The 20074-nt window shown below is 52.8% G+C and carries 18 protein-coding genes; 9 read left to right on the top strand and 9 right to left on the bottom strand.

Annotated elements, in window-relative coordinates:
• From NMD08_RS12535 to NMD08_RS12550, 4 genes are all read right to left on the bottom strand, one after another.
• Window positions 1-231, bottom strand: a complete 231-nt coding sequence (locus NMD08_RS12535; RefSeq protein WP_151219503.1) for a DUF2554 family protein — start codon at window positions 229-231, stop codon at window positions 1-3.
• A gap of 189 nt (window positions 232-420) precedes the next feature.
• A complete protein-coding gene (locus tag NMD08_RS12540) occupies window positions 421-546 on the bottom strand; it encodes a DUF2474 domain-containing protein (RefSeq protein WP_005126742.1) in 126 nt (41 codons plus the stop codon).
• On the bottom strand, window positions 546-1556 hold the full coding sequence (cydB, locus tag NMD08_RS12545) for a cytochrome d ubiquinol oxidase subunit II (protein WP_210905119.1): 1011 nt from the start codon (window positions 1554-1556) through the stop codon (window positions 546-548). Before cydB ends, NMD08_RS12540 begins: the two co-directional genes overlap by 1 nt.
• Complete coding sequence (locus NMD08_RS12550) at window positions 1556-2959, bottom strand: cytochrome ubiquinol oxidase subunit I (RefSeq protein WP_210905118.1); 1404 nt, start codon at window positions 2957-2959, stop codon at window positions 1556-1558. Before NMD08_RS12550 ends, cydB begins: the two co-directional genes overlap by 1 nt.
• Window positions 2960-3091: 132 nt before the next feature.
• On the opposite strand from NMD08_RS12550, the gene NMD08_RS12555 reads away from it, so the two are divergent.
• The 7 genes from NMD08_RS12555 to patD all read left to right on the top strand — a co-directional run bounded on the left by NMD08_RS12555 (window position 3092) and on the right by patD (window position 10702).
• Complete coding sequence (locus NMD08_RS12555; RefSeq protein WP_210905255.1) at window positions 3092-3502, top strand: type II toxin-antitoxin system HicB family antitoxin; 411 nt, start codon at window positions 3092-3094, stop codon at window positions 3500-3502.
• Between the two features lie 92 nt (window positions 3503-3594).
• Window positions 3595-5004: a PLP-dependent aminotransferase family protein gene (locus NMD08_RS12560; RefSeq protein ID WP_151225477.1), complete on the top strand. Its 1410-nt coding sequence runs from the start codon at window positions 3595-3597 to the stop codon at window positions 5002-5004.
• Window positions 5005-5333: 329 nt separating this feature from the next.
• The gene (ydcS, locus tag NMD08_RS12565) at window positions 5334-6479 is read left to right on the top strand and encodes a putative ABC transporter substrate-binding protein YdcS (protein ID WP_252838802.1); all 1146 of its coding nucleotides are present in this window, start codon (window positions 5334-5336) and stop codon (window positions 6477-6479) included.
• Between the two features lie 16 nt (window positions 6480-6495).
• Entirely contained in the window at window positions 6496-7512 is a 1017-nt protein-coding gene (locus tag NMD08_RS12570; RefSeq protein WP_151219279.1) for an ABC transporter ATP-binding protein, read from the top strand.
• Window positions 7513-8457 carry an ABC transporter permease gene (locus NMD08_RS12575; RefSeq protein ID WP_151225475.1) on the top strand — a complete coding sequence of 315 codons (945 nt, stop codon included), beginning with the start codon at window positions 7513-7515 and terminating at the stop codon, window positions 8455-8457. It begins immediately after the preceding gene.
• Complete coding sequence (locus NMD08_RS12580; RefSeq protein WP_151225474.1) at window positions 8447-9253, top strand: ABC transporter permease; 807 nt, start codon at window positions 8447-8449, stop codon at window positions 9251-9253. Before NMD08_RS12575 ends, NMD08_RS12580 begins: the two co-directional genes overlap by 11 nt.
• 21 nt (window positions 9254-9274) lie before the next feature.
• Window positions 9275-10702: an aminobutyraldehyde dehydrogenase gene (gene patD / locus NMD08_RS12585; RefSeq protein WP_370620186.1), complete on the top strand. Its 1428-nt coding sequence runs from the start codon at window positions 9275-9277 to the stop codon at window positions 10700-10702.
• A 211-nt stretch (window positions 10703-10913) separates the two neighbouring features.
• On the opposite strand, the gene NMD08_RS12590 is transcribed toward patD, so the two are convergent.
• Window positions 10914-11066 carry a hypothetical protein gene (locus NMD08_RS12590; RefSeq protein ID WP_279574371.1) on the bottom strand — a complete coding sequence of 51 codons (153 nt, stop codon included), beginning with the start codon at window positions 11064-11066 and terminating at the stop codon, window positions 10914-10916.
• Between the two features lie 179 nt (window positions 11067-11245).
• Window positions 11246-11341 carry a stress response membrane protein YncL gene (gene yncL, locus NMD08_RS12595; protein ID WP_071524268.1) on the bottom strand — a complete coding sequence of 32 codons (96 nt, stop codon included), beginning with the start codon at window positions 11339-11341 and terminating at the stop codon, window positions 11246-11248.
• A gap of 192 nt (window positions 11342-11533) precedes the next feature.
• Between yncL and NMD08_RS12600 the strand changes: the two genes are divergently transcribed.
• On the top strand, window positions 11534-11707 hold the full coding sequence (locus NMD08_RS12600) for a GhoT/OrtT family toxin (protein ID WP_016153148.1): 174 nt from the start codon (window positions 11534-11536) through the stop codon (window positions 11705-11707).
• Between the two features lie 19 nt (window positions 11708-11726).
• Here NMD08_RS12600 and NMD08_RS12605 read toward each other — a convergent pair whose 3' ends face one another.
• The 3 genes from NMD08_RS12605 to NMD08_RS12615 are packed head-to-tail and all read right to left on the bottom strand — an operon-like array spanning window position 11727 to window position 18176.
• Entirely contained in the window at window positions 11727-13886 is a 2160-nt protein-coding gene (locus tag NMD08_RS12605; protein ID WP_151225473.1) for a virulence factor SrfC family protein, read from the bottom strand.
• Window positions 13883-16864, bottom strand: a complete 2982-nt coding sequence (locus tag NMD08_RS12610; RefSeq protein ID WP_252838799.1) for a virulence factor SrfB — start codon at window positions 16862-16864, stop codon at window positions 13883-13885. Before NMD08_RS12610 ends, NMD08_RS12605 begins: the two co-directional genes overlap by 4 nt.
• Window positions 16865-16868: 4 nt before the next feature.
• Window positions 16869-18176 (bottom strand): SrfA family protein, encoded by a 1308-nt coding sequence (locus NMD08_RS12615; RefSeq protein ID WP_370620187.1) that lies wholly within the window; start codon window positions 18174-18176, stop codon window positions 16869-16871.
• Window positions 18177-18458: 282 nt separating this feature from the next.
• Between NMD08_RS12615 and NMD08_RS12620 the strand changes: the two genes are divergently transcribed.
• Window positions 18459-20057 carry an ABC transporter substrate-binding protein gene (locus NMD08_RS12620; protein WP_187259633.1) on the top strand — a complete coding sequence of 533 codons (1599 nt, stop codon included), beginning with the start codon at window positions 18459-18461 and terminating at the stop codon, window positions 20055-20057.
• Window positions 20058-20074 lie beyond the last annotated feature (17 nt).

The following is a 20074-nucleotide window of genomic DNA, read 5'->3' on the forward strand; positions in this document are numbered from 1 at the left end:
TTAACTCATATGGATATCGGGTTTTCGTGATTTTTGCCAGTGATGGTGCTCGCGAAGAGTGGCGGCGGATTCTTCCGCCGTCACTCGCAGCTCATCGCTGTCGGCCGTGTGTCGTAATACGTGATCGGCATCCTGTACCTGAAGATATTCATGTCCCTGATTAGTCGCGAAAAGCTGACCAGAAAAAAGCGCGCTGGCCAGCAATAACACCGTTAACCCTTTCTTAAACATCATGCACCCTCTGGTACGTTAGCTGCGGAATTGGCGATAATTTCACCTTGTGACTATTCAATATTTTAATCGGGATAATGGCAATCTCTGTTTTGCCAATTCGATGTTTTTTACATTTTTGTTTAGCCAGCATTAGGATTTGTAACAACCGGGAAGCACAGGGCGACTCGGTTGTTACCGGGGGGAAAATCAGGACTTAAACCCAGCAGCGGTCATCAGTAAGCGAAAGAATGAACCGACGGCCGCCAGGGCCAGCACACTGCCGCCCCAGAGAATGACCAGCCACATCAGACGTTTCCAGATAGATTGTTGCATTAATGATACCCCTCACCATGTTGAACTTTGCCGCGGAAAACGTAGTAGCTCCAGAAGGTATACACCAGGATTATTGGGATAATCAGCAGTGCGCCAACCAGCATAAAGCCCTGACTTTGCGCCGGAGCCGCCGCCTGCCAGAGCGTAATGGACGGTGGAATGATGTGTGGCCAAATGCTGATCCCCAGTCCGCTAAACCCGAGGAAAATCAGCCCCAGCGTCAAGACAAAAGGCAGAGTATGGCTGTTTCGCTGGCCCAGCGCGCGCCACAACCAGAGGCTAATTAACGCAACCAGCAGCGGAACCGGCAGCAGGAACCACAGGTTGGGCAGGCTAAACCAACGCACGGCAATAGCATTGTGCGCCAACGGCGTCCACAGGCTGATAATGGCAATGACAACCAACATCGCCAGCAGTAGTTTTTTTGCCACGCCGCGCATTTTATCCTGTAACGGGTTTTCGCTTTTCATCACCAGCCATGTTGCTCCCAGCAGGGCGTAGGCCACCACGAGACCAATGCCGCAGAACAGCGTAAACGGGGTCATCCAGTCGAAAGGACCGCCGCTGTAGCTGCGACCGGTAACGGAAAATCCGTTGAGTACAGCACCCACCACCACGCCCTGGGTGAATGTCGCCAGAATTGAACCGCCGAGAAAGGCTTTATCCCAGAATGGTCGATGCGCCGGTGTAGCCTTGAAGCGAAACTCGAACGCGACGCCGCGAAATATCAGGCCGATTAGCATCAGGGTCAACGGGATCGTCAGCGCATCGACAATCACTGCATAGGCCAGCGGGAACGCACCAAATAACCCGGCCCCCCCCAGAACAAGCCAGGTTTCATTCCCGTCCCATACCGGAGCGACGCTGTTAACCATCACGTCGCGATCATCAGCGTCCTGAATAGCGGGAAATAAAATACCGATCCCGAGGTCAAAACCGTCCATCACGATATACATCAGCGTGGCGAACACGATAATCACAAACCAGATAACTGATAAATCGATACCCATTAGCGATGTGCCTCCGGTTGAGAATCGAGAACTGCGGCAGAAAGCGGCCGGGCAGGTGTGCCGGTTGGCGGAATGGTCGGGTCATCTTCCTGCGGCCCTTTACGGATCAAGCGGATCATGTAGCTGTAACCCACGCCAAATACCGAGCTATACACCACAAAGAAGGACAGCAGGCTGATACTCATATGTAAATCGCCATGAGCGGAAACCGCATCCGCTGTACGTTGCAGACCGTAAACCACCCACGGTTGACGGCCCACTTCAGTGGTCACCCAGCCAGCCAGAATGGCAATCAGACCGGAAGGGCCCATCAACAATGCAAAGCGCAAGAAAGCGCGCGAGGTGTATAAACGCTGCTTATAACGCAGCCACAAGGCAAACGCACCCAACAGGATCATCAGCATGCCTAGCCCCGCCATAATGCGAAACGACCAGAACACCATGGTGGAGTTGGGCCGGTCTTCTTTAGGAAACTCTTTCAGGGCCGGGACTTGTTTATCCAGACTATGGGTCAGGATCAGACTGCCCAGCGCAGGAATTTCCAGCCCATAGCGAGTGCGCTCTTGCTCCATATCCGGCCAGCCGAAGAGCAGCAGCGGGGTTGGTTCGCCTGGCGGATTTTCCCAGTGTCCCTCAATAGCGGCAATTTTTGCCGGTTGGTGTTTCAGCGTATTCAATCCGTGCATATCGCCAATCAAGGCCTGCAGTGGGGCGACGATTAGCGTCATCCACAGCGCCATCGAAAACATGGCGCGAATAGCGGGAGTGCTATTCCCACGCAGTAAATGCCATGCGGCTGAAGCCGCGACAAACAACGCGCTGCTGAGGAAAGCGGCAACGGACATATGCAACAAACGATAAGGGAATGAAGGATTGAAAATAACGGCGAACCAGTCGACGGGAACCACTTGCCCGTTAACGATTTCATAGCCTTGCGGTGTTTGCATCCAACTGTTGGAGGCGAGGATCCAGAAAGTAGAAATAATCGTACCCAGCGCAACCATACAAGTGGCGAAGAAGTGAAGTCCAGGACCAACCCGGTTCCAGCCAAACAGCATTACCCCAAGGAAGCCCGCTTCGAGGAAAAAGGCGGTTAACACCTCATAGGTCAGCAGCGGTCCGGTGATGCTTCCGGCAAACTCGGAAAAACCGCTCCAGTTCGTGCCGAACTGATAAGCCATCACCAGCCCGGAAACGACGCCCATACCAAAGTTTACGGCGAATATTTTCGACCAGAAATGGTATAGCGAACGCCAGGTGGGATTTTTTGTTTTTAGCCATAACCCCTCAAGCACCGCCAGATAACTGGCGAGGCCGATGGTAATGGCCGGAAAGATGATGTGAAAGGATACCGTAAACGCGAACTGGATCCTCGCCAGGTGAAACGCGTCAAGACCGAACATGCTTAACTCCGCAGGAAAAATTGATTTGGCGCAATTCTAAGCTTAGGAAGGAATGCGGGGCAGAAACAGAACAGTTCTTTTTAACCATAACAGTTGCAGTGCTGTTATAGGTTGTACACGCTGATATGAAATCTGGAAGCGAGTCTAACACCGGCAGTGGAAGGTGGGTTTGTGGTTTCTTTTCCGGATATTCCGGAAGCATTAACTCAGGAAAATACTCGCCATGACGCTTTCCAGGCCGCGCAGACTGCATTGATTACCGCTTTTGAATTCTATTTCGACGACAACGAGGCGATTCCACTCCCTTCGGCGGTTGGCGCTGAAGATACCTACGTAGAAATACCGCTGAGCGTTGCGTCTAAGGTTCTTCTGCTGAATGCCTTCCTTGAATCAAAAATCACCCAGCAGGAGCTGGCGAACAGGATCGGCAGACCTAAGCAGGAGATCACCCGTTTATTTGATTTAAAGCACACGACCAAAATTGATGCCGTACAGATTGCTGCTCGCGTCTTAGGCAAAGAACTGGCGTTAACGATGTTGTAAAACTGTTAACTATAACAGTTATAAAAAACACCCTGATTATGTAAACTGATATACACAGTGATTGTCACCGACACCGGTAATCAGGATCAAAAATGAAAAAGTATCAGCGACTGGCTGAGCAAATTCGCGATCAAATCGCGTCTGGCGTATGGCAGCCAGGCGATCGCCTGCCGTCACTGCGTGAACAGGTGGTCAGCAGCGGCATGAGTTTTATGACCGTCGGACACGCCTACCAACTGTTGGAAAGTCAGGGGCGGATTATTGCCCGACCGCAGTCGGGTTACTATGTCGCCGCGCGCCCACAACGTGAGCTGGCAGCACCGCAGGCACAGGTCATGCGCGATGAAGCAGTGGATATCAACACTTATATTTTTGATATGTTGCAAGCCAGTCGTGATGCGTCAGTAATGCCATTTGCCTCTGCATTCCCCGACCCGCGACTGTTTCCACTTCAGCAGTTGAACCGCTCGCTGGCGCAGGTGAGTAAAACCGCCACTGCTATGAGCGTGATCGAAAACCTGCCGCCGGGAAATGCAGAATTGCGCCATGCCATTGCCCGTCGCTATGCTCAACAGGGAATGACTATTTCACCTGATGAGATTGTGATCACCACCGGCGCGCTGGAAGCCCTCAACCTGAGCCTGCAGGCGGTGACCGAACCGGGGGATTGGGTGATTGTCGAAAACCCTTGTTTTTACGGCGCGTTGCAGGCTCTGGAGCGATTACGCCTGAAGGCGCTTGCGATTGCCACCGATGTCAAAGAGGGGATCGATCTGGCTGCGCTGGAGCAGGCGTTGCAGGAGTATCCGGTCAAAGCCTGCTGGCTGATGACTAACAGTCAAAATCCGCTGGGTTTTACGCTCAAACCAGAGAAAAAAGCGCACCTGGTGGCATTGCTGGAAAAATACCACGTGATGCTGATAGAGGATGATGTCTACAGCGAACTGTACTTTGGTCGTGAAAAACCGCAGCCCGCCAAGGCCTGGGATCGTGCTGACCGCGTTTTACATTGTTCGTCTTTCTCGAAGTGCCTCGTGCCCGGGTTCCGTGTGGGCTGGGTGGCGGCCGGGAAGCATGCCCGGCGTATTCAGCGACTTCAGCTAATGAGCACCTTATCCACCAGTTCCCCGATGCAGCTTGCACTGGTGGATTACTTGTCAACCCGGCGCTATGACGCACATCTGCGTCGCTTACGCCGCCAACTGGCAGAGCGCAAACAGCAGGCCTGGCAAACGTTGCTGCGTCATCTTCCGGCGGAAGTCAAAATTCACCACAACGACAGCGGCTATTTTTTATGGCTGGAATTACCAGAACCGCTTGATGCAGGCGAACTCACTACCCAGGCACTGGCGCACCATATCAGCATTGCGCCGGGAAAAATGTTCTCAACCTCGGGGAGTTGGACGCGTTTCTTTCGTTTTAATACCGCATGGCACTGGGGAGAACGTGAGGAACAGGCGGTGAAACAGTTGGGAAAATTAATTCGCGAGATGATGAAATAAAACGTAACGCGCTATTCAATATAAAAGAATAGCGCGTTCTTATTTTCGAAATAGAGAATACATAGCACTGATGTTATTTATATCGAGTGCTACCATACAAAAAATCAATAGTTCTTACTATTGCCACCTTTGCACCTAACTCCTTGTCTATACTCCAGAAGATTAAGCCTCATGGTCGGAGTCAGTCGCGTAATGAGCGTTAGCTCACAACCTGATTAAATTTCCTTGCGCCAGCAGGAACGCTTACCACACCCCGACTATTTTTAGGAAAGGACATATATTTACGGCAAGGCTGCCGCTCAATATTTTTTCGACAGGAGTAAGACGTTATGAGCAAGCAACTTGCCCTCAGTAGCCTGTGTGCCTTCAGCATGACGCTGATGACGGCGCAGGCAGCCGAACCCCCGACATCATTAAGTAAACCGGAAGGTCGTCTGGATATTATTGCCTGGCCGGGTTACATCGAGCGTGGACAAACTGATAAACAATATGATTGGGTCTCGCAGTTTGAGAAAGATACCGGCTGCGCGGTCAATGTTAAAACGGCGGCCACCTCTGATGAGATGGTCAGCCTGATGGCGAAAGGCGGCTACGACCTGGTTACCGCTTCCGGTGATGCTTCATTGCGACTGATTATGGGTAAACGCGTTCAGCCAATTAATACCGCGCTGATCCCTAACTGGAAAACCCTTGATCCGCGAGTGGTAAAAGGAGAGTGGTTTAACGTTGGGGGTAAAGTTTACGGTACGCCATACCAGTGGGGACCAAACCTGCTGATGTATAACACCAAAACCTTCCCAACGCCGCCGGACAGCTGGAACGTGGTATTCGTTGAACAAAATCTTCCTGACGGTAAAAGCAATAAAGGTCGCGTTCAGGCTTACGATGGCCCGATCTATATTGCCGACGCCGCGTTATTCGTTAAGGCCACTCAGCCGCAACTGGGTATTACCGATCCCTATCAGCTCACCGAACAGCAGTATCAGGCGGTTATCAAAGTCCTGAGCGATCAGCACGCGTTAATTCATCGCTATTGGCACGATACCACCGTGCAAATGAGCGACTTCAAAAATGAAGGTGTGGTGGCCTCAAGCGCCTGGCCTTATCAGGCTAACGCCCTGAAAGGGGAAGGTCAGCCGATTGCCACAGTTTTCCCAAAAGAAGGGGTTACTGGCTGGGCTGATACCACCATGCTGCACAGTCAGGCAAAACACCCGGTATGCGCTTATAAATGGATGAACTGGTCATTAACCCCGAAAGTACAGGGCGACGTAGCGGCATGGTTTGGTTCTCTGCCAGTGGTGACGGAAGGCTGTAAAGCCAGCCCGTTACTGGGTGAAAAAGGCTGTGAAACCAACGGTTATAGCTATTTCGACAAAATTGCCTTCTGGAAAACGCCGATCGCAGAAGGCGGCAAATTCGTTCCTTACAGTCGCTGGACGCAGGATTACATCGCCATTATGGGTGGTCGTTAATTCCGCTGGGGGTTTTATGACGTACGCAGTGGAGTTTCATGACGTCTCGCGTTTGTACGGGGATGTTCGTGCTGTTGATGGGGTGAGTATTGCGATTAACGACGGTGAATTTTTCTCTATGCTGGGGCCATCCGGCTCCGGCAAGACCACTTGTCTGCGCCTGATTGCCGGTTTTGAGCAACTGTCAGGCGGCGCAATTACTATTTTTGGTAAGCAGGCCAGCGAATTGCCGCCCTGGGAACGGGACGTCAATACGGTTTTTCAGGATTACGCGCTATTCCCGCATATGTCGATTCTCGATAACGTCGCTTACGGGTTGATGGTCAAAGGCATTGATAAAAAGACACGTCACGCAAAAGCACGCGAGGCACTGGATAAGGTCGCGCTCGGTTTTGTTCATGAACGCAAACCGTCACAGCTTTCCGGTGGGCAGCGGCAGCGCGTGGCTATTGCCCGGGCGTTGGTCAATGAACCACGCGTCCTGCTGTTGGATGAGCCGCTTGGGGCATTGGATCTTAAATTGCGTGAACAGATGCAACTGGAGCTGAAGAAGTTACAGCAATCCCTGGGTATTACGTTCATTTTTGTCACCCACGATCAGGGGGAAGCCCTGTCGATGTCCGATCGTGTGGCGGTGTTTAATAACGGTCGTATTGAACAGGTGGATTCTCCGCGTGAACTGTACATGCGCCCGCGGACACCGTTTGTGGCAAGTTTCGTTGGGACGTCAAATGTCTTCGATGAGGCGATGTCGGCCAACGTTTGCGGGCTGCAGGGTATGTTTTCCTTGCGTCCGGAACACATTCGCTTGAATGACGTCAGTGGCGAAGTCCAGGCTCCGGGGATCATTCAGGCTGTGCAATACCAGGGAGCGGCGACGCGGTTTGAGCTGAAACTCGCCGGTGGTGAAAAATTGCTGGTTAGCCAGGCTAACCTGACGGGAGAAGTGCTGCCGCCAACGCTGTCACCGGGTCAGCAGGTGATAGCCTCATGGTCACGTGATGTGATGGTACCGCTGGTTGAGGAGAGGTGAATGGCTATGAACGTCTTACATTCGCCTCCACAGCCGACAAATCTGAACCGGATCTCAGGTTTCTTTTGGCGTAATCCGGGGCTGGGGCTGTTTTTGCTGCTCCTCGGGCCGCTGATGTGGTTTGGAATCGTTTACTTTGGCTCATTACTGACGCTGTTGTGGCAAGGTTTTTATACCTTTGACGATTTCACGATGTCGGTCACGCCGGACCTGACGCTGGCGAATTTGCAGGCGCTGTTTAATCCGGCTAACTACGACATCATTTTGCGTACCCTGACGATGGCGGTGGCAGTCACCATTGCCAGCGCGATTCTGGCGTTTCCGATGGCGTGGTATATGGCGCGATATACCAGCGGCAAAATGAAAGCCTTTTTTTACATTGCCGTGATGTTGCCGATGTGGGCCAGCTACATTGTTAAAGCTTACGCGTGGACGTTGCTGTTGGCTAAAGACGGCGTGGCGCAGTGGTTTTTAACCCATCTTGGGCTGGAGCCGCTGCTGCTTTCGTTCCTGACGCTGCCTGCGGTAGGCGGCAATACGTTGTCGACGTCAGGATTGGGTCGTTTCCTGGTCTTCGTCTACATCTGGCTGCCGTTTATGATTCTGCCGGTACAGGCTGCACTAGAGAGACTTCCGCCGTCACTGTTACAGGCCTCCGCTGATTTGGGCGCGCGTCCGCGTCAAACCTTCCGCTATGTGGTTCTCCCACTGGCGATACCCGGCATCGCGGCGGGTTCGATTTTTACCTTCTCACTGACGTTGGGCGATTTTATCGTACCGCAGTTGGTGGGACCACCAGGCTATTTCATCGGCAACATGGTGTATTCGCAACAAGGGGCTATCGGCAATATGCCGATGGCGGCGGCATTTACTCTGGTGCCAATTGTCTTAATCGCACTGTATCTGGCGTTCGTGAAGCGTCTGGGAGCTTTCGATGCACTCTGAACGCGCACCCTGGCTACTCAAACTGGCGGCATGGGGCGGGGTTATTTTCCTGCACTTTCCCATCCTCATCATCGCCACCTATGCTTTTAATACAGAGGAGGCCGCTTTTAGTTTCCCACCGCAGGGGTTAACGCTGAAATGGTTTAGCGTTGCGGCGCAGCGTAGCGATATTCTGGAATCGGTGACGTTGTCACTTAAAATCGCGGCGCTGTCGACAGCTATTGCCCTGGTTCTGGGGACGATGGCCGCGGCTGCCCTGTGGCGCAGGGACTTTTTTGGTAAAAGCGCAATATCGCTGTTGCTACTTTTACCGATCGCGCTGCCGGGAATTATTACCGGTCTGGCGCTGCTGACTGCGTTTAAAACCATCAACCTGGAACCAGGGTTTCTGACGATCGTGGTGGGCCATGCGACGTTTTGCGTGGTGGTGGTGTTTAACAACGTCGTGGCGCGTTTTCGCCGTACCTCATGGAGTCTGGTTGAAGCGTCTATGGATCTTGGCGCCAATGGCTGGCAAACCTTTCGTTATGTCGTGCTGCCGAACCTGGCATCGGCACTGCTGGCGGGAGGGATGCTGGCGTTTGCCTTGTCGTTTGATGAAATCATCGTGACAACGTTCACCGCCGGACATGAAAGAACACTTCCTTTGTGGCTACTCAATCAACTGGGTCGACCACGAGATGTGCCTGTCACCAACGTTGTGGCATTGCTGGTAATGCTGGTGACAACACTGCCAATTTTAGGGGCCTGGTGGCTAACGCGTGAAGGCGACACTCTCGCCGGAAACGGTAAATAAACGACGATATGGGAAATTGCTATGCAACATCAATTACTGATTAATGGCGAGCTGGTCAACGGTGAAGGTGAAAAGCAGCCAGTCTATAACCCTGCCACTGGTGAAATTATTCTGGAGATTGCCGAGGCGTCTGCTGCGCAGGTTGATGCCGCAGTACGTGCAGCAGACAGCGCATTTGCCAGTTGGGGGCAAACCACGCCGAAAGTCCGCTCGGAATTGCTGCTGAAACTGGCGGATGTTATCGCCGATAACGCGCAAACCTTTGCCGAGCTGGAATCACTCAACTGTGGTAAGCCGCTGCACTGCGTCCTCAATGATGAAATTCCGGCAATCGTCGACGTTTTCCGCTTCTTTGCCGGGGCAGCGCGAACTCTGCAAGGACAGGCGGCCGGAGAGTATCTGGAAGGGCATACGTCGATGATTCGTCGGGATCCACTGGGCGTGGTGGCCTCTATTGCGCCGTGGAACTATCCGCTGATGATGGCGGCGTGGAAGCTGGCTCCGGCGCTGGCGGCGGGTAACTGCGTGGTGATTAAACCGTCAGAAATCACCCCGCTAACGGCGCTAAAACTGGCTGAATTTGCCAAAGATATTTATCCGGCTGGCGTTATCAACGTGCTGTTTGGCCGGGGTAAAACGGTGGGTGACCCGCTGACCGGCCATGAAAAAGTCCGCATGGTCTCATTGACCGGCTCCATTGCAACCGGCGAACACATTATCCAGCATACTGCGCCTTCGATTAAGCGCACGCATATGGAACTGGGTGGTAAAGCCCCGGTCATCATTTTTGATGATGCCAATCTGGATGCGGTGGTGAGCGGCGTGCGAACCTTTGGGTATTACAACGCCGGACAAGACTGCACTGCCGCTTGCCGAATCTATGCCCAGAAAGGGATTTATGATGCGCTGGTTGAGAAACTTGGCGCCGCGGTTGCCAGCCTGAAAACCGGTTCACCGAATGATGAGTCGACAGAGCTGGGGCCAGTAAGCTCTCAGGCGCATCTTGATCGCATCACCAAAGCGGTTGATGAGGCTAAAGCGTTGGGGCACATCAACGTTATCACCGGTGGTAAGAAAGTGGAGGGGGCAGGCTACTATTTCGCCCCGACGCTGCTGGCTGGGGCAAAGCAAGACGATGCCATTGTGCAGAGGGAAGTTTTCGGTCCGGTGGTCAGCGTAACGGTCTTTGATGATGAAGATCAGGTATTGGCGTGGGCTAACGATTCGAAGTACGGGCTGGCATCCTCCGTCTGGACCCGGGATGTGGGGCGCGCGCATCGATTTAGCGCTCGCCTGCAGTATGGTTGCACCTGGGTCAATACACACTTCACGCTGGTCAGCGAGATGCCGCACGGCGGGCAAAAACAGTCTGGTTATGGCAAGGATATGTCGGTTTACGGGCTGGAAGATTACACGATTGTTCGCCATGTCATGATCAAGCATGAGTAGTCTCTGAAGCGCGAGCGGTAAATGGGGCACGGATAGCTAAATATTGGCAAACGTGCGTCTATACTATTCGTGCCACTGGCCTCGTCGCCATCGGACGGCGGTAAGTTGGAAATATCCGCGAGGTCAGGCTAATTGATACAACAAAGCCCCGGTTGGATATCGGGGCTTTGTGCTTTCAGGTATACCGTCCGGTTATTAGCGGCGTAAGCTGCTAAGTCAGGCGAGTAGCGCACAAACGCTCAGAACCAGTCCCAGTTGTTCCGGCGTCAGACCTGTCGTCAATAATCGCCGGTTCAGCAGGCTGCCCGATAGTGAAGCAAATGCCAGTAACAATCCCGTTCAGCCAAGGGATCTCAATTTCCATCAGCATACCGGCACAACACCGAGGCGTTATTTAGATACCTAATGCCATAGAAGGATTAGGGGGATTACATACTAAGGATAATTTACCCGGAAGTGTGAGAGTGGGAAGATGGTGTACTAATGGCAGAGAGAAAAACCTCTCTGCCAGCGGACGCTGCGATTAATTACACAAGAACCACATCAAGCAAACCAGCCAAACCTTGCGGAAATCAGACTGAAAAGTCCTACAGCAGCAAATATATTTATCAGCACCACCGTTTTACTGGAAACATTCATTTGTGCCACCTTTCGTTTAAACCCTTATGGGTATAGTACGGGTTATAACTATCCGCAATAGTACGAATTCCGAACACAATGAAAACGGTGTGTTTTACCGCTGTTTCTCTTAAAATAATTAATAAAACTTGATGTGGGTCATGAAAAAGAGCATATTGCGCGCGATTTCACCTTTCGGCCCGGATGCCTTACATGTCTCTGTACCAAAAAATGTTGGTTTTTTATGCGGTGATGGCCGCTATCACGGCAATCATCACCTGGTTTCTTTCCCGCGATAAAAAGCGGATTCGTTTTCTCAGCGCAGTATTAGTCGGGGCGACCTGGCCGATGAGTTTTCCCGTCGCGTTAATGTTTTCTCTCTTCTGATGACGGCGTAAACGCCGTTTCAGGCGGAAAGCAGGGCATCTAATCGTTTTCTGTCGGCGTCACTGACGTCCTGCGGATGCTGATACCCCACGTTCTCATTCGCACGGGTATATAAAGCGACCAGCCAGTCGTAAACGTAGCGACTTGCGCCGTGCGAAGGTTGTTCATCCAGTTTCGTCAGGCGTAACATTGGCTGTTGCTTAGGCGCGCTAAAAATAGCCGATCCTTTTTGGATCCTGCTGGCCGGACGCTGTTCCTCGGCAACGTTAGCAAATCCAAGCCAGGTAATAAAATCGCCAATATCGGCGTGAAGTTGCGCGGCGCAGACATTTTCTCGCTGCAAAATGCGCTGTAAGCGTTGCGGCATCTCCAGGCGATAGCTGGCGGTAACGAGGATATCGGCAACCTGCCTTAGCGTACGGGCGTCGAGGCGTAACCGGCGCGCATTATTTTCATCGCGACACCACTGGCGCACGTGGTTTATCCACATTTTGTGCGCCTGATATCCGATCTCTTTGTTTTCCGGCGAGTGTTGCGTATCGCGCACCTCGGCAAACAGGTCAATATCTTCATTAAAGAGTCCGCTCACCTGTTCCTCGCGTGGCTGCTGAATACGCAGCAGCGACTCAAAGAGGCGCATCGGCGGGAGCAAACCATCGAGGAGTTCGCCATGCTTTGCCGCCTGAGCCTGTAACTGGCGGATCACCCACTCATTGCTACCGGATTCGGCTTCAACGGGATGAATCCAGCCGATCAGAGTTTGGCGTACGTGCTGTTGGTGCTGCTCACGCAGGGAATCCAACCTGGCCTGGCGCTGCTGTGGCGAGGTGGCTTGAGTCAGCCACTCGACAAGGCGCTGTAAGCTGTGTTTATCCAGCGCCTGCAGTGTGCCCCAGTGCAGTCCGGGCTTACCCATTAATTGCTGTACGGATTCATCCAGGTTTTGCTGAGTGCTAAAACGCGCATCCTGCGGGGTAATGGCCCACACCACGCCCGGCAATGCGGCGTCATGTACGGGCTGAGTATCGTTAACCCAGCCCAGCAGCTTGCGGGTGATAGCAGGCGTCTGGGAACGGGTCGATACCGCATTACAGATTAAGAGCACATCCGGTTGCAGATGCTGGCGGTAATGTTCCAGCATCCAGCCTAATTTGGCCTGCCACAGTGGATGGAGATGAACATCCGGGGCGAGGGGAATATCAAGCAGATCGACATTCCCCAGTTCAGCGTTTTCAACTGTCAGGACCAGTTCGCGCGTGAGCAGCGCCAGTGATGCCTGAGGGAGACTAACCGCGTTGAGCAACTGATGATTTTCAACGGGATGAACCACCACATCGCTTTGCGCCTCATTCCCGGTTAACGCCATCTGGGTAAGAAAACTTTCCGCAGGTAAACCGAAATGATCGACCAGCAGGCTCAGCGGTGCTGCTAATTCTGACGCGTTCCCGGTTTGCTGCAGCGTATGCGCCAGCGCCAACCACTGTTGCGTCAGTTCTGGTTGCTCTCCCCACAGTAACGCCCAGGCGTTTGCCCGAGTCGTCAGGTCCAGTGCGGGTAACAGCGTGGCAAACTGATGCCATAGCGTATCGTCGATTTGCTGCTGATTGGTTGGCACGCAGGCGCGCCAGAAGCGGCCAATCGACGCAACATCTTGTGCAGTAATGCCCTGTACCGGATGACGTTGACGTAGCGTTTGCCATTTTTCCAGGCGCGACTCAATAATCGATTTCTCAACCTGGCGATTGTCCGGGAGCGCACTGAACTGGGCGATAAACAGTTGTACCAGTTCGGCTTCACTGAGTAACCGCAGACGCAATGGCCATTCACTATCAAGCGGATTTTCTTCCTGCGTGAAACGGATCGCCATATTGGTTGGCGCATGACCGGGATTAATATGCGAAAAGTAATCAAAACTGCGATCCGGAGTGACGATATTCACTTTGCCATTGGCGTTGTTGCACAATGCCGCGAGCAGATGCGCTTTCGCCGATTGTGAATGTCCATATAACCCAATGCACCCTCGCGATGAAAAAGCCGTCTTTAACGCAGATTCCTGCACGGCGGCTAACGTGAGCTGGGCCAGCAGGGCATCTGCTTCATCATCAAGACGTGCCGAGCGCTGACGGGTATCAGATACCCATTCGATGGCGGCCTGCGCGGTATTTAACATCTTACTCATTTCAGGTACACGCTCCCGCTATCAATCCAGTAATGGCTACCGCTATGGCGACGGTCTGCCAGCGTATTCAGTTTTAACGTTAAGGCATGGGCGGCAACGGGAGTGCCATCCTGTAACCAGGCGTCGCTCAGTACGAAGAATTCCGGTCCGCTTTCTTTGCTACCACCGCGTAGTTGCAACCGGACATTCAACACGCCATCTCCGGCGATGGTTTTTGCCAGTTCGGCAGAATTTATGCTGAGCGTATACAACGGCGTGGCAGGCCAGCGACTGTTTGCCAATTGACGGAAACCTAACGTCACGTTACCGCGCAAAGGAAAGTGCAGGCGGGTATCCAGCTTAGCGCCGGGCTTATCCAGATCGATATCGTGATACCAGATATTCTCATCGCGCAGCGTATTGACCGTATTATCCAGCACGCCGAGATATCGTACGGTTGAGTAAGCGCCGATATCGGCAGCTTTAAAGTTAAAGCGTGGAAGACGTAAATCCAGCGCCAGGCTACACAACATGGCACCTACTGCTGCGGTGGATTTGGGGTTACCAATCCGTCCTTGCTGGCTAAACGGATACCACTCATGTACGCGGTAGTTATCCATCCAGATCATACGATTAACCGGAACGGGCTGCAGATGGCGGATCAACGCCTGTACGCCGGGTAAACAGGCGGGTCTGCCGGTCACTAATAAAATATCGCAGCGATAGTGCGAAATGGCCTCACAGACCGCGTGCAGCGGCGCAGTCAGAGTAAATTGTCCCGCCAGTAACGCTTCTTGTAGCTGCCTGAACTGTACCTGTAAGGGAACGTTCAGAACATCAAACGCTGGCGATCCTGCTGGCAACGCATGGTCGATGGCCTGTTGGATATAATTCATCACGTTACGTGTGGGTCGCTGGCTGAGCAGCTCGCCAAAGGTGGCATGCAGCCCGGCTACCGGATCGTTAATATCACTTTGTTCCCAGGCAGAGAGCACCGCATGACCAAGCGGCATAAAGAGCTGTAATGCCGTTTGTTGACGCAAAATCGCCTGAGTATCGATGCGCCCGGAATCGCCGAATAGCGTCGCCAGCAATGCGGCGGCATCAGTCACGCCAGCCTGTTGTAAGCGGGTTTGCAACGCGGGCAATACGCAACGCTGAATTACGTCAAGCAGCATGTCATCCCCCGCGACCTTAAAACCTTCACGGAACAACAGATGCGGGGTAATTTTGACGTTCGCCCCAACGCCATCATCAAGCTGGTAATGAACCACGGCCATATCCGTTGTCCCGCCGCCAATGTCGATCGACGCCACGCGCAGCGCACGACCTTTAGTCTCACCGGGTTCCGGCAGACGGTCCGGGCGGGCAAGGGCGTTAAAGAACGATTCAGTGTGGCCATCATAGTGGGAGATAGCCTCGTTATACAGCCACACCAGTTGCCCACAGCTGGCCTCATCCCATTCCATCTGGATCTCAGGTACGGGAACCACGCTCTTTTCTTGTTGTTTACGAGTGGTGAAATCTTCATCCTGCGGGTGCCAGCCCATCGCTTTCCACACCAACGCAATAGCCTCAAACATGCGCAGGCGGAAAATTTCGCGCTCCTGTTTGGGCATTGCCGACGGTAGGGTCAGGATCAACGTCCGCAATTGACGAGGAGAGGCCGGGAATCCAAGACGCAATCGCGTTGCCACGCTGTTAATTTGGCCCAGCGCCTGAGCCAGAATTTCGCACAGCATATGTGTCATCAGCGTGCTGCGACTGTATTGCGGTGAGAATACCGGCAGACGATCGTCCTGCGGCAGGCTAAACAGCGGTTGCCCGTCATCGTTCATCAGGTTCATCAGCGGGTAGGCGGTAGCCAGCGGCTCGCGCTGGGTTTTGCCATTCATCTGGCTAAAGCGCCAGTCATGTAGCACCGGCGTTTCGTCCCACAGATAACGGCGTGGGCTGGAGATCCCACTGCTGCCTTCAGTGCCCATACGCTGCATCGCCAGCTTACGGGCTTCGTCACCCACGCGGACAATTGACGGCCAGATAAAGGCGTCATCACGACCGCTCTCCACAGAAAAGTGCTGCTTGCCAAAACGCGCTTCAGAAAACTCCAGTCGGCTGGTGAACAGTGGGTCGTTGAGATACTGCGGCTCGCTTAACGAACGCACCTGTAATTCAGCAGTCTGACGCAGTCCGTCATTGGCGTCGCCATGATCTTCAATCAGCACGCCGCAGGTGTGTGTATTACCAATATCCAGAATGAGATCGACGGGAATGGCGGGTGTACTGAGGGTGTGCGTAACCAGCTTCACTTCCGGCACCGAAAGTTGTTCGCCTAACAGGGTCAGCACATTCAGCCAGTGTGCCTGATATTCAAAATTACGCAGTGCCTGCTGGATCTCGTGTTCAGAGCGGTTCTCATGCTGTGTGACATGATGCATAAAAGACTCGCGCAACCAACCGTCAATCCATGTCTGGTCGAGGAAATCGGCAATTTCATTGTCATGCCAGGCCAGCGCGAATCGTGTCCCGTTGAGCAGGTCGTTTTCATTAGGCGTTAACGCTGCAGGGGCATTTTCAGTGAGCTGGCTGTCCAGAGCTACGGTAACGCGGTGGGTGTTGCCCGCGCTGTCGGGCTGCGCCAGTTTTCGTACCTGCACGCGTGCCCAGTTATCCGGACCTTCAACAAACGTGCGCGGTGGGTTAAAGCGCAGAAACGGCAGTGGCAGCCAGACGCCGTCGAGGACATCAAGCGAATAATGCAGCGTCTGGGTGCTTTCCGGTTTCACCACTTCGGGCTGATCGCCGGAACTGCCTGGCAAGGTATAGCGACCCGTTGCCAGATCGAAATCCAGCCGTAGTAGGGGACCGTTTGCCGTTTTGCGCACAAAGCGACCATGATGCGCAGATTCTTGCGGCGTCAGGCCAAAATCCAGGAATTGCACACCGCTATTGGCGATGAGCGTCACGCTCTGTTTGTAATCACACAGATTCACCAACATAAAATCAGGCACCTATCTTTTTGATCGTCAGAGGGATTTCCGCGTGATCGTCATAACGTGCGGTACACGCGGCGACGTCATTGGTTCCCGCTTTGCAGGTAATTTCAGGCATTGGATAACGTGACCCGTCCGTGCAACGGGCATTCCCGCGACTCTTAATCATTAATTCACCCGACTGGTGCAAACCGGAGAAAATCTCGGCTCGACAAACGATATTGTCACCATGAACCACGCGAGCAGTGCCTTTATTGGCCTGGATTTGATAGCGTAGTGACGGCGCTTTGCCGCTGACCGGATCTTTAACATCGACCATTACACGCCAGTTGCCGTTGAGAAAACGCGTTGTTCCTGCCTTCATCTGGTTGGCATCCATGACCAGCGCATCTTTCGGAATCGCGGCGATCACGACTGGTCCTTCCACAGGTTTCTCTTTCTTCGCGACCGGGATCACTTCAGCCCGATGCAGCGGCAGTGCAGATGTCAGTTCTGGCAGCGGAGCCATATCTGCCTTCGCAACGTCAACAAGGATGACTGCGGGAGTGGGCTGGACTGTCTGTTGTTTCCACAACAGTGGCCCAACAATGGCGGCAATGATTACTGCGGCAACCGGCAGGCTCCACAGCGGCAGGCGGCGCGCGGGTTTCTCTTGTGCCAGTGGCGGTGTGACTTCAGGTTCGTTAACTATAACCGGCGGCTGTGGTTCAGGTTCAGCCGGTTTAGCCAGCTCGACGACCGGCGTCAATAAAGGCGTATCAGCCTCGGCGAAGGTGATTTCCGGGCTGATTTCTTCTTCCGGCTCCGGCTCTGCTACGGTAACGACAGGAGGAGTATCAGAAAGTCGCAGGCAATCGAGCACCTCGTCGCGAGGATTTTCGTTCAGATTGACGAAGCCCCAGAACGTAATAACGGGTTTGCCTTCAACCAAAAAAACGTGATTCTCACCAGGAAACTGGATGGCTTTTTCGAGCAGTGAGCCAAACAGCTGTAGTGAGGTTTTCCCCGATTGCAGGCTTTTACGGCTCAGAGCAGCCGCATTTTCCAGCGTGCTCCCCAGATAGCGCAGCGCACGAAAACGAGCCTCCTCATCAGCGGCTTTCCACGCAACGACTTTCCCTTCGATCGGGGAATACCAGTCCACCCGATCGCCGTTGTCGTTAATTTGTGGGATCGCCAGACAATCCACCATTGCCTGTTGTTTACGCAGACGAAGCGTTTCGCGAATTTGCAATGCTGAATCAAACACGGCCTGACCACCGCCACCCACGGCCTGATAGTCATCCAAATTGCCGCTGCGCAAGAGAGTTTTTGCCACGTTGTTACCCCTTAGACTTCTTCACGTATCTACTTTACGTTTTATAAAAACGAGCAAACGGTGAAAGAGAGGCAAAAAGGGGCTAATTTTCATGGCATAGAGTGCCGGGAAAAATCTTGACGTTTTGAAAAAGACTTAAGGGAAATTAATCTGCTTAGGGTGATGGATTATTCAGCGAAATACACCGGATTAGAATAACCTGATAGTGATTCGTTATTGGTCAGTTTTTGTCAGCTATGCTCTGATATCACGGTTAATAATAAAATAAGAAGGCATATAACCATGATTGCAAGGAAAACGTTACTCGCGCTGACGCTCAGCGCCGTCATACCGTCAGGCGCTGCATTGGCGGCCAATACTGACACTATCATCTACTGCTCTGAAGCGTCGCCTGAGTCATTTAACCCGCAAATCGCCAGCTCAGGCCCGTCGTTTGTGGCCAGTTCACAAGTGCTGTATAACCGACTCATCAACTTCGACCCGGTAAAAAATACGCCGGTACCGTCTCTGGCGACGGACTGGACGATTTCGCCGGACGGTAAGATCTACACCTTTACCTTGCGTCAGGGTGTAAAATTCAACAGCAATAAATTCTTTAAACCGACGCGCGACTTCAATGCTGATGACGTGATTTTCTCGGTATTAAGGCAGAAAGATGCCGATCATCCGTACCACAAGGTTTCTCAGGGAAGCTACGAATACTTTAACGATGTCGGTCTGGATAAACTGATTAAAGAAGTGAAGAAGCTCGATGATTATCACGTTCAGTTTGTTCTGAATGAACCTAACGCCGCGTTTCTTGCCGACTGGGGAATGGATTTCGCCTCCATTCTTTCAGCGGAATATGCCGACGCGATGCTGAAAAAAGGCACCCCGGAAAACGTTGATAACTGGCCAATTGGCACCGGGCCTTACGTGTTGCAGCAGTACAAGCAGGATTCGCAAATCCGTTATCTCGCCAACCCGAACTACTGGGATGGTGCGGTCCCGACAAAACACCTGATCTTCTCAATCACGCCGAACGTTCAGACGCGGCTCGCAAAACTGCAAACCAATGAATGCCAGATAATCCCGGCACCAGCGCCCGTACAGTTTGACGAGATTAAAAAGAATAAAGATTTGACGCTGCATTCGGTTGACGCGTTGAACGTTGGATATCTGGCGTTTAACACCGAGAAAAAACCGTTTGATAACGTGCTGGTGCGTCAGGCTCTGAACTACGCAACGGATAAAAAGGCCATTATTAACGCTGTCTTTTTAGGTTCTGGTACGGTGGCAAAATCACCGATTCCGCCGAATATGCTGGGGTTCAATAAAGATCTGCAGGATTACACATACGACCCGCAAAAAGCGAAAGAACTGCTGAAACAGGCGGGGCTGGAAAACGGTTTTGAAGCGACACTGTGGTCAATGCCTGTTCAGCGTCCGTACAACCCGAACTCCCGACGGATTGCCGAGATGATCCAGAGCGACTGGGCAAAAGTTGGCGTGAAGGCGAAAATTGTGTCCTACGAGTGGGGCGAATATCTTTCTGGAATGCGTAAAGGTGAGCATGACACCGCTTTGTTCGGTTGGATGTCGGACAACGGCGATCCGGATAACTTCGCCGATGTACTGCTGGGCTGCGACAGCATTAAAACCGGATCTAATGCCGCGCGCTGGTGCGATAAAGCGTATAATTCGCTGGTTGAAAAGGCGAAACTGGTGAGCAAACCTGAAGAACGCGCCGCGCTTTACCAGCAGTCACAAGAGATTTTCTATCAGCAGGCACCGTGGATTGCGCTGGCGAACGGTAAAACGTTCTACGCGACACGCAGTAATGTCAGCGGATACAGCGTGAGCCTGATGGGCAGTGATTTTTCGAAAGCGAAGTTAAATTAATGAGTTAAGGAGAGGTT

The organism is Citrobacter meridianamericanus, from assembly GCF_041320245.1.
Taxonomy (GTDB): domain Bacteria; phylum Pseudomonadota; class Gammaproteobacteria; order Enterobacterales; family Enterobacteriaceae; genus Citrobacter; species Citrobacter meridianamericanus.

Bases quoted from the DNA above. Each gene is read 5' to 3' on its own strand.
- NMD08_RS12535 (WP_151219503.1), bottom strand. From the start codon at position 231: ATGTTTAAGAAAGGGTTAACGGTGTTATTGCTGGCCAGCGCGCTTTTT.
- NMD08_RS12540 (WP_005126742.1), bottom strand. From the start codon at position 546: ATGCAACAATCTATCTGGAAACGTCTGATGTGGCTGGTCATTCTCTGG.
- cydB (WP_210905119.1), bottom strand. From the start codon at position 1,556: ATGGGTATCGATTTATCAGTTATCTGGTTTGTGATTATCGTGTTCGCC.
- NMD08_RS12550 (WP_210905118.1), bottom strand. From the start codon at position 2,959: ATGTTCGGTCTTGACGCGTTTCACCTGGCGAGGATCCAGTTCGCGTTT.
- NMD08_RS12560 (WP_151225477.1), top strand. From the start codon at position 3,595: ATGAAAAAGTATCAGCGACTGGCTGAGCAAATTCGCGATCAAATCGCG.
- ydcS (WP_252838802.1), top strand. From the start codon at position 5,334: ATGAGCAAGCAACTTGCCCTCAGTAGCCTGTGTGCCTTCAGCATGACG.
- NMD08_RS12570 (WP_151219279.1), top strand. From the start codon at position 6,496: ATGACGTACGCAGTGGAGTTTCATGACGTCTCGCGTTTGTACGGGGAT.
- NMD08_RS12575 (WP_151225475.1), top strand. From the start codon at position 7,513: ATGGCTATGAACGTCTTACATTCGCCTCCACAGCCGACAAATCTGAAC.
- NMD08_RS12580 (WP_151225474.1), top strand. From the start codon at position 8,447: ATGCACTCTGAACGCGCACCCTGGCTACTCAAACTGGCGGCATGGGGC.
- patD (WP_370620186.1), top strand. From the start codon at position 9,275: ATGCAACATCAATTACTGATTAATGGCGAGCTGGTCAACGGTGAAGGT.
- NMD08_RS12590 (WP_279574371.1), bottom strand. From the start codon at position 11,066: ATGGAAATTGAGATCCCTTGGCTGAACGGGATTGTTACTGGCATTTGC.
- yncL (WP_071524268.1), bottom strand. From the start codon at position 11,341: ATGAATGTTTCCAGTAAAACGGTGGTGCTGATAAATATATTTGCTGCT.
- NMD08_RS12600 (WP_016153148.1), top strand. From the start codon at position 11,534: ATGTCTCTGTACCAAAAAATGTTGGTTTTTTATGCGGTGATGGCCGCT.
- NMD08_RS12605 (WP_151225473.1), bottom strand. From the start codon at position 13,886: ATGAGTAAGATGTTAAATACCGCGCAGGCCGCCATCGAATGGGTATCT.
- NMD08_RS12610 (WP_252838799.1), bottom strand. From the start codon at position 16,864: ATGTTGGTGAATCTGTGTGATTACAAACAGAGCGTGACGCTCATCGCC.
- NMD08_RS12620 (WP_187259633.1), top strand. From the start codon at position 18,459: ATGATTGCAAGGAAAACGTTACTCGCGCTGACGCTCAGCGCCGTCATA.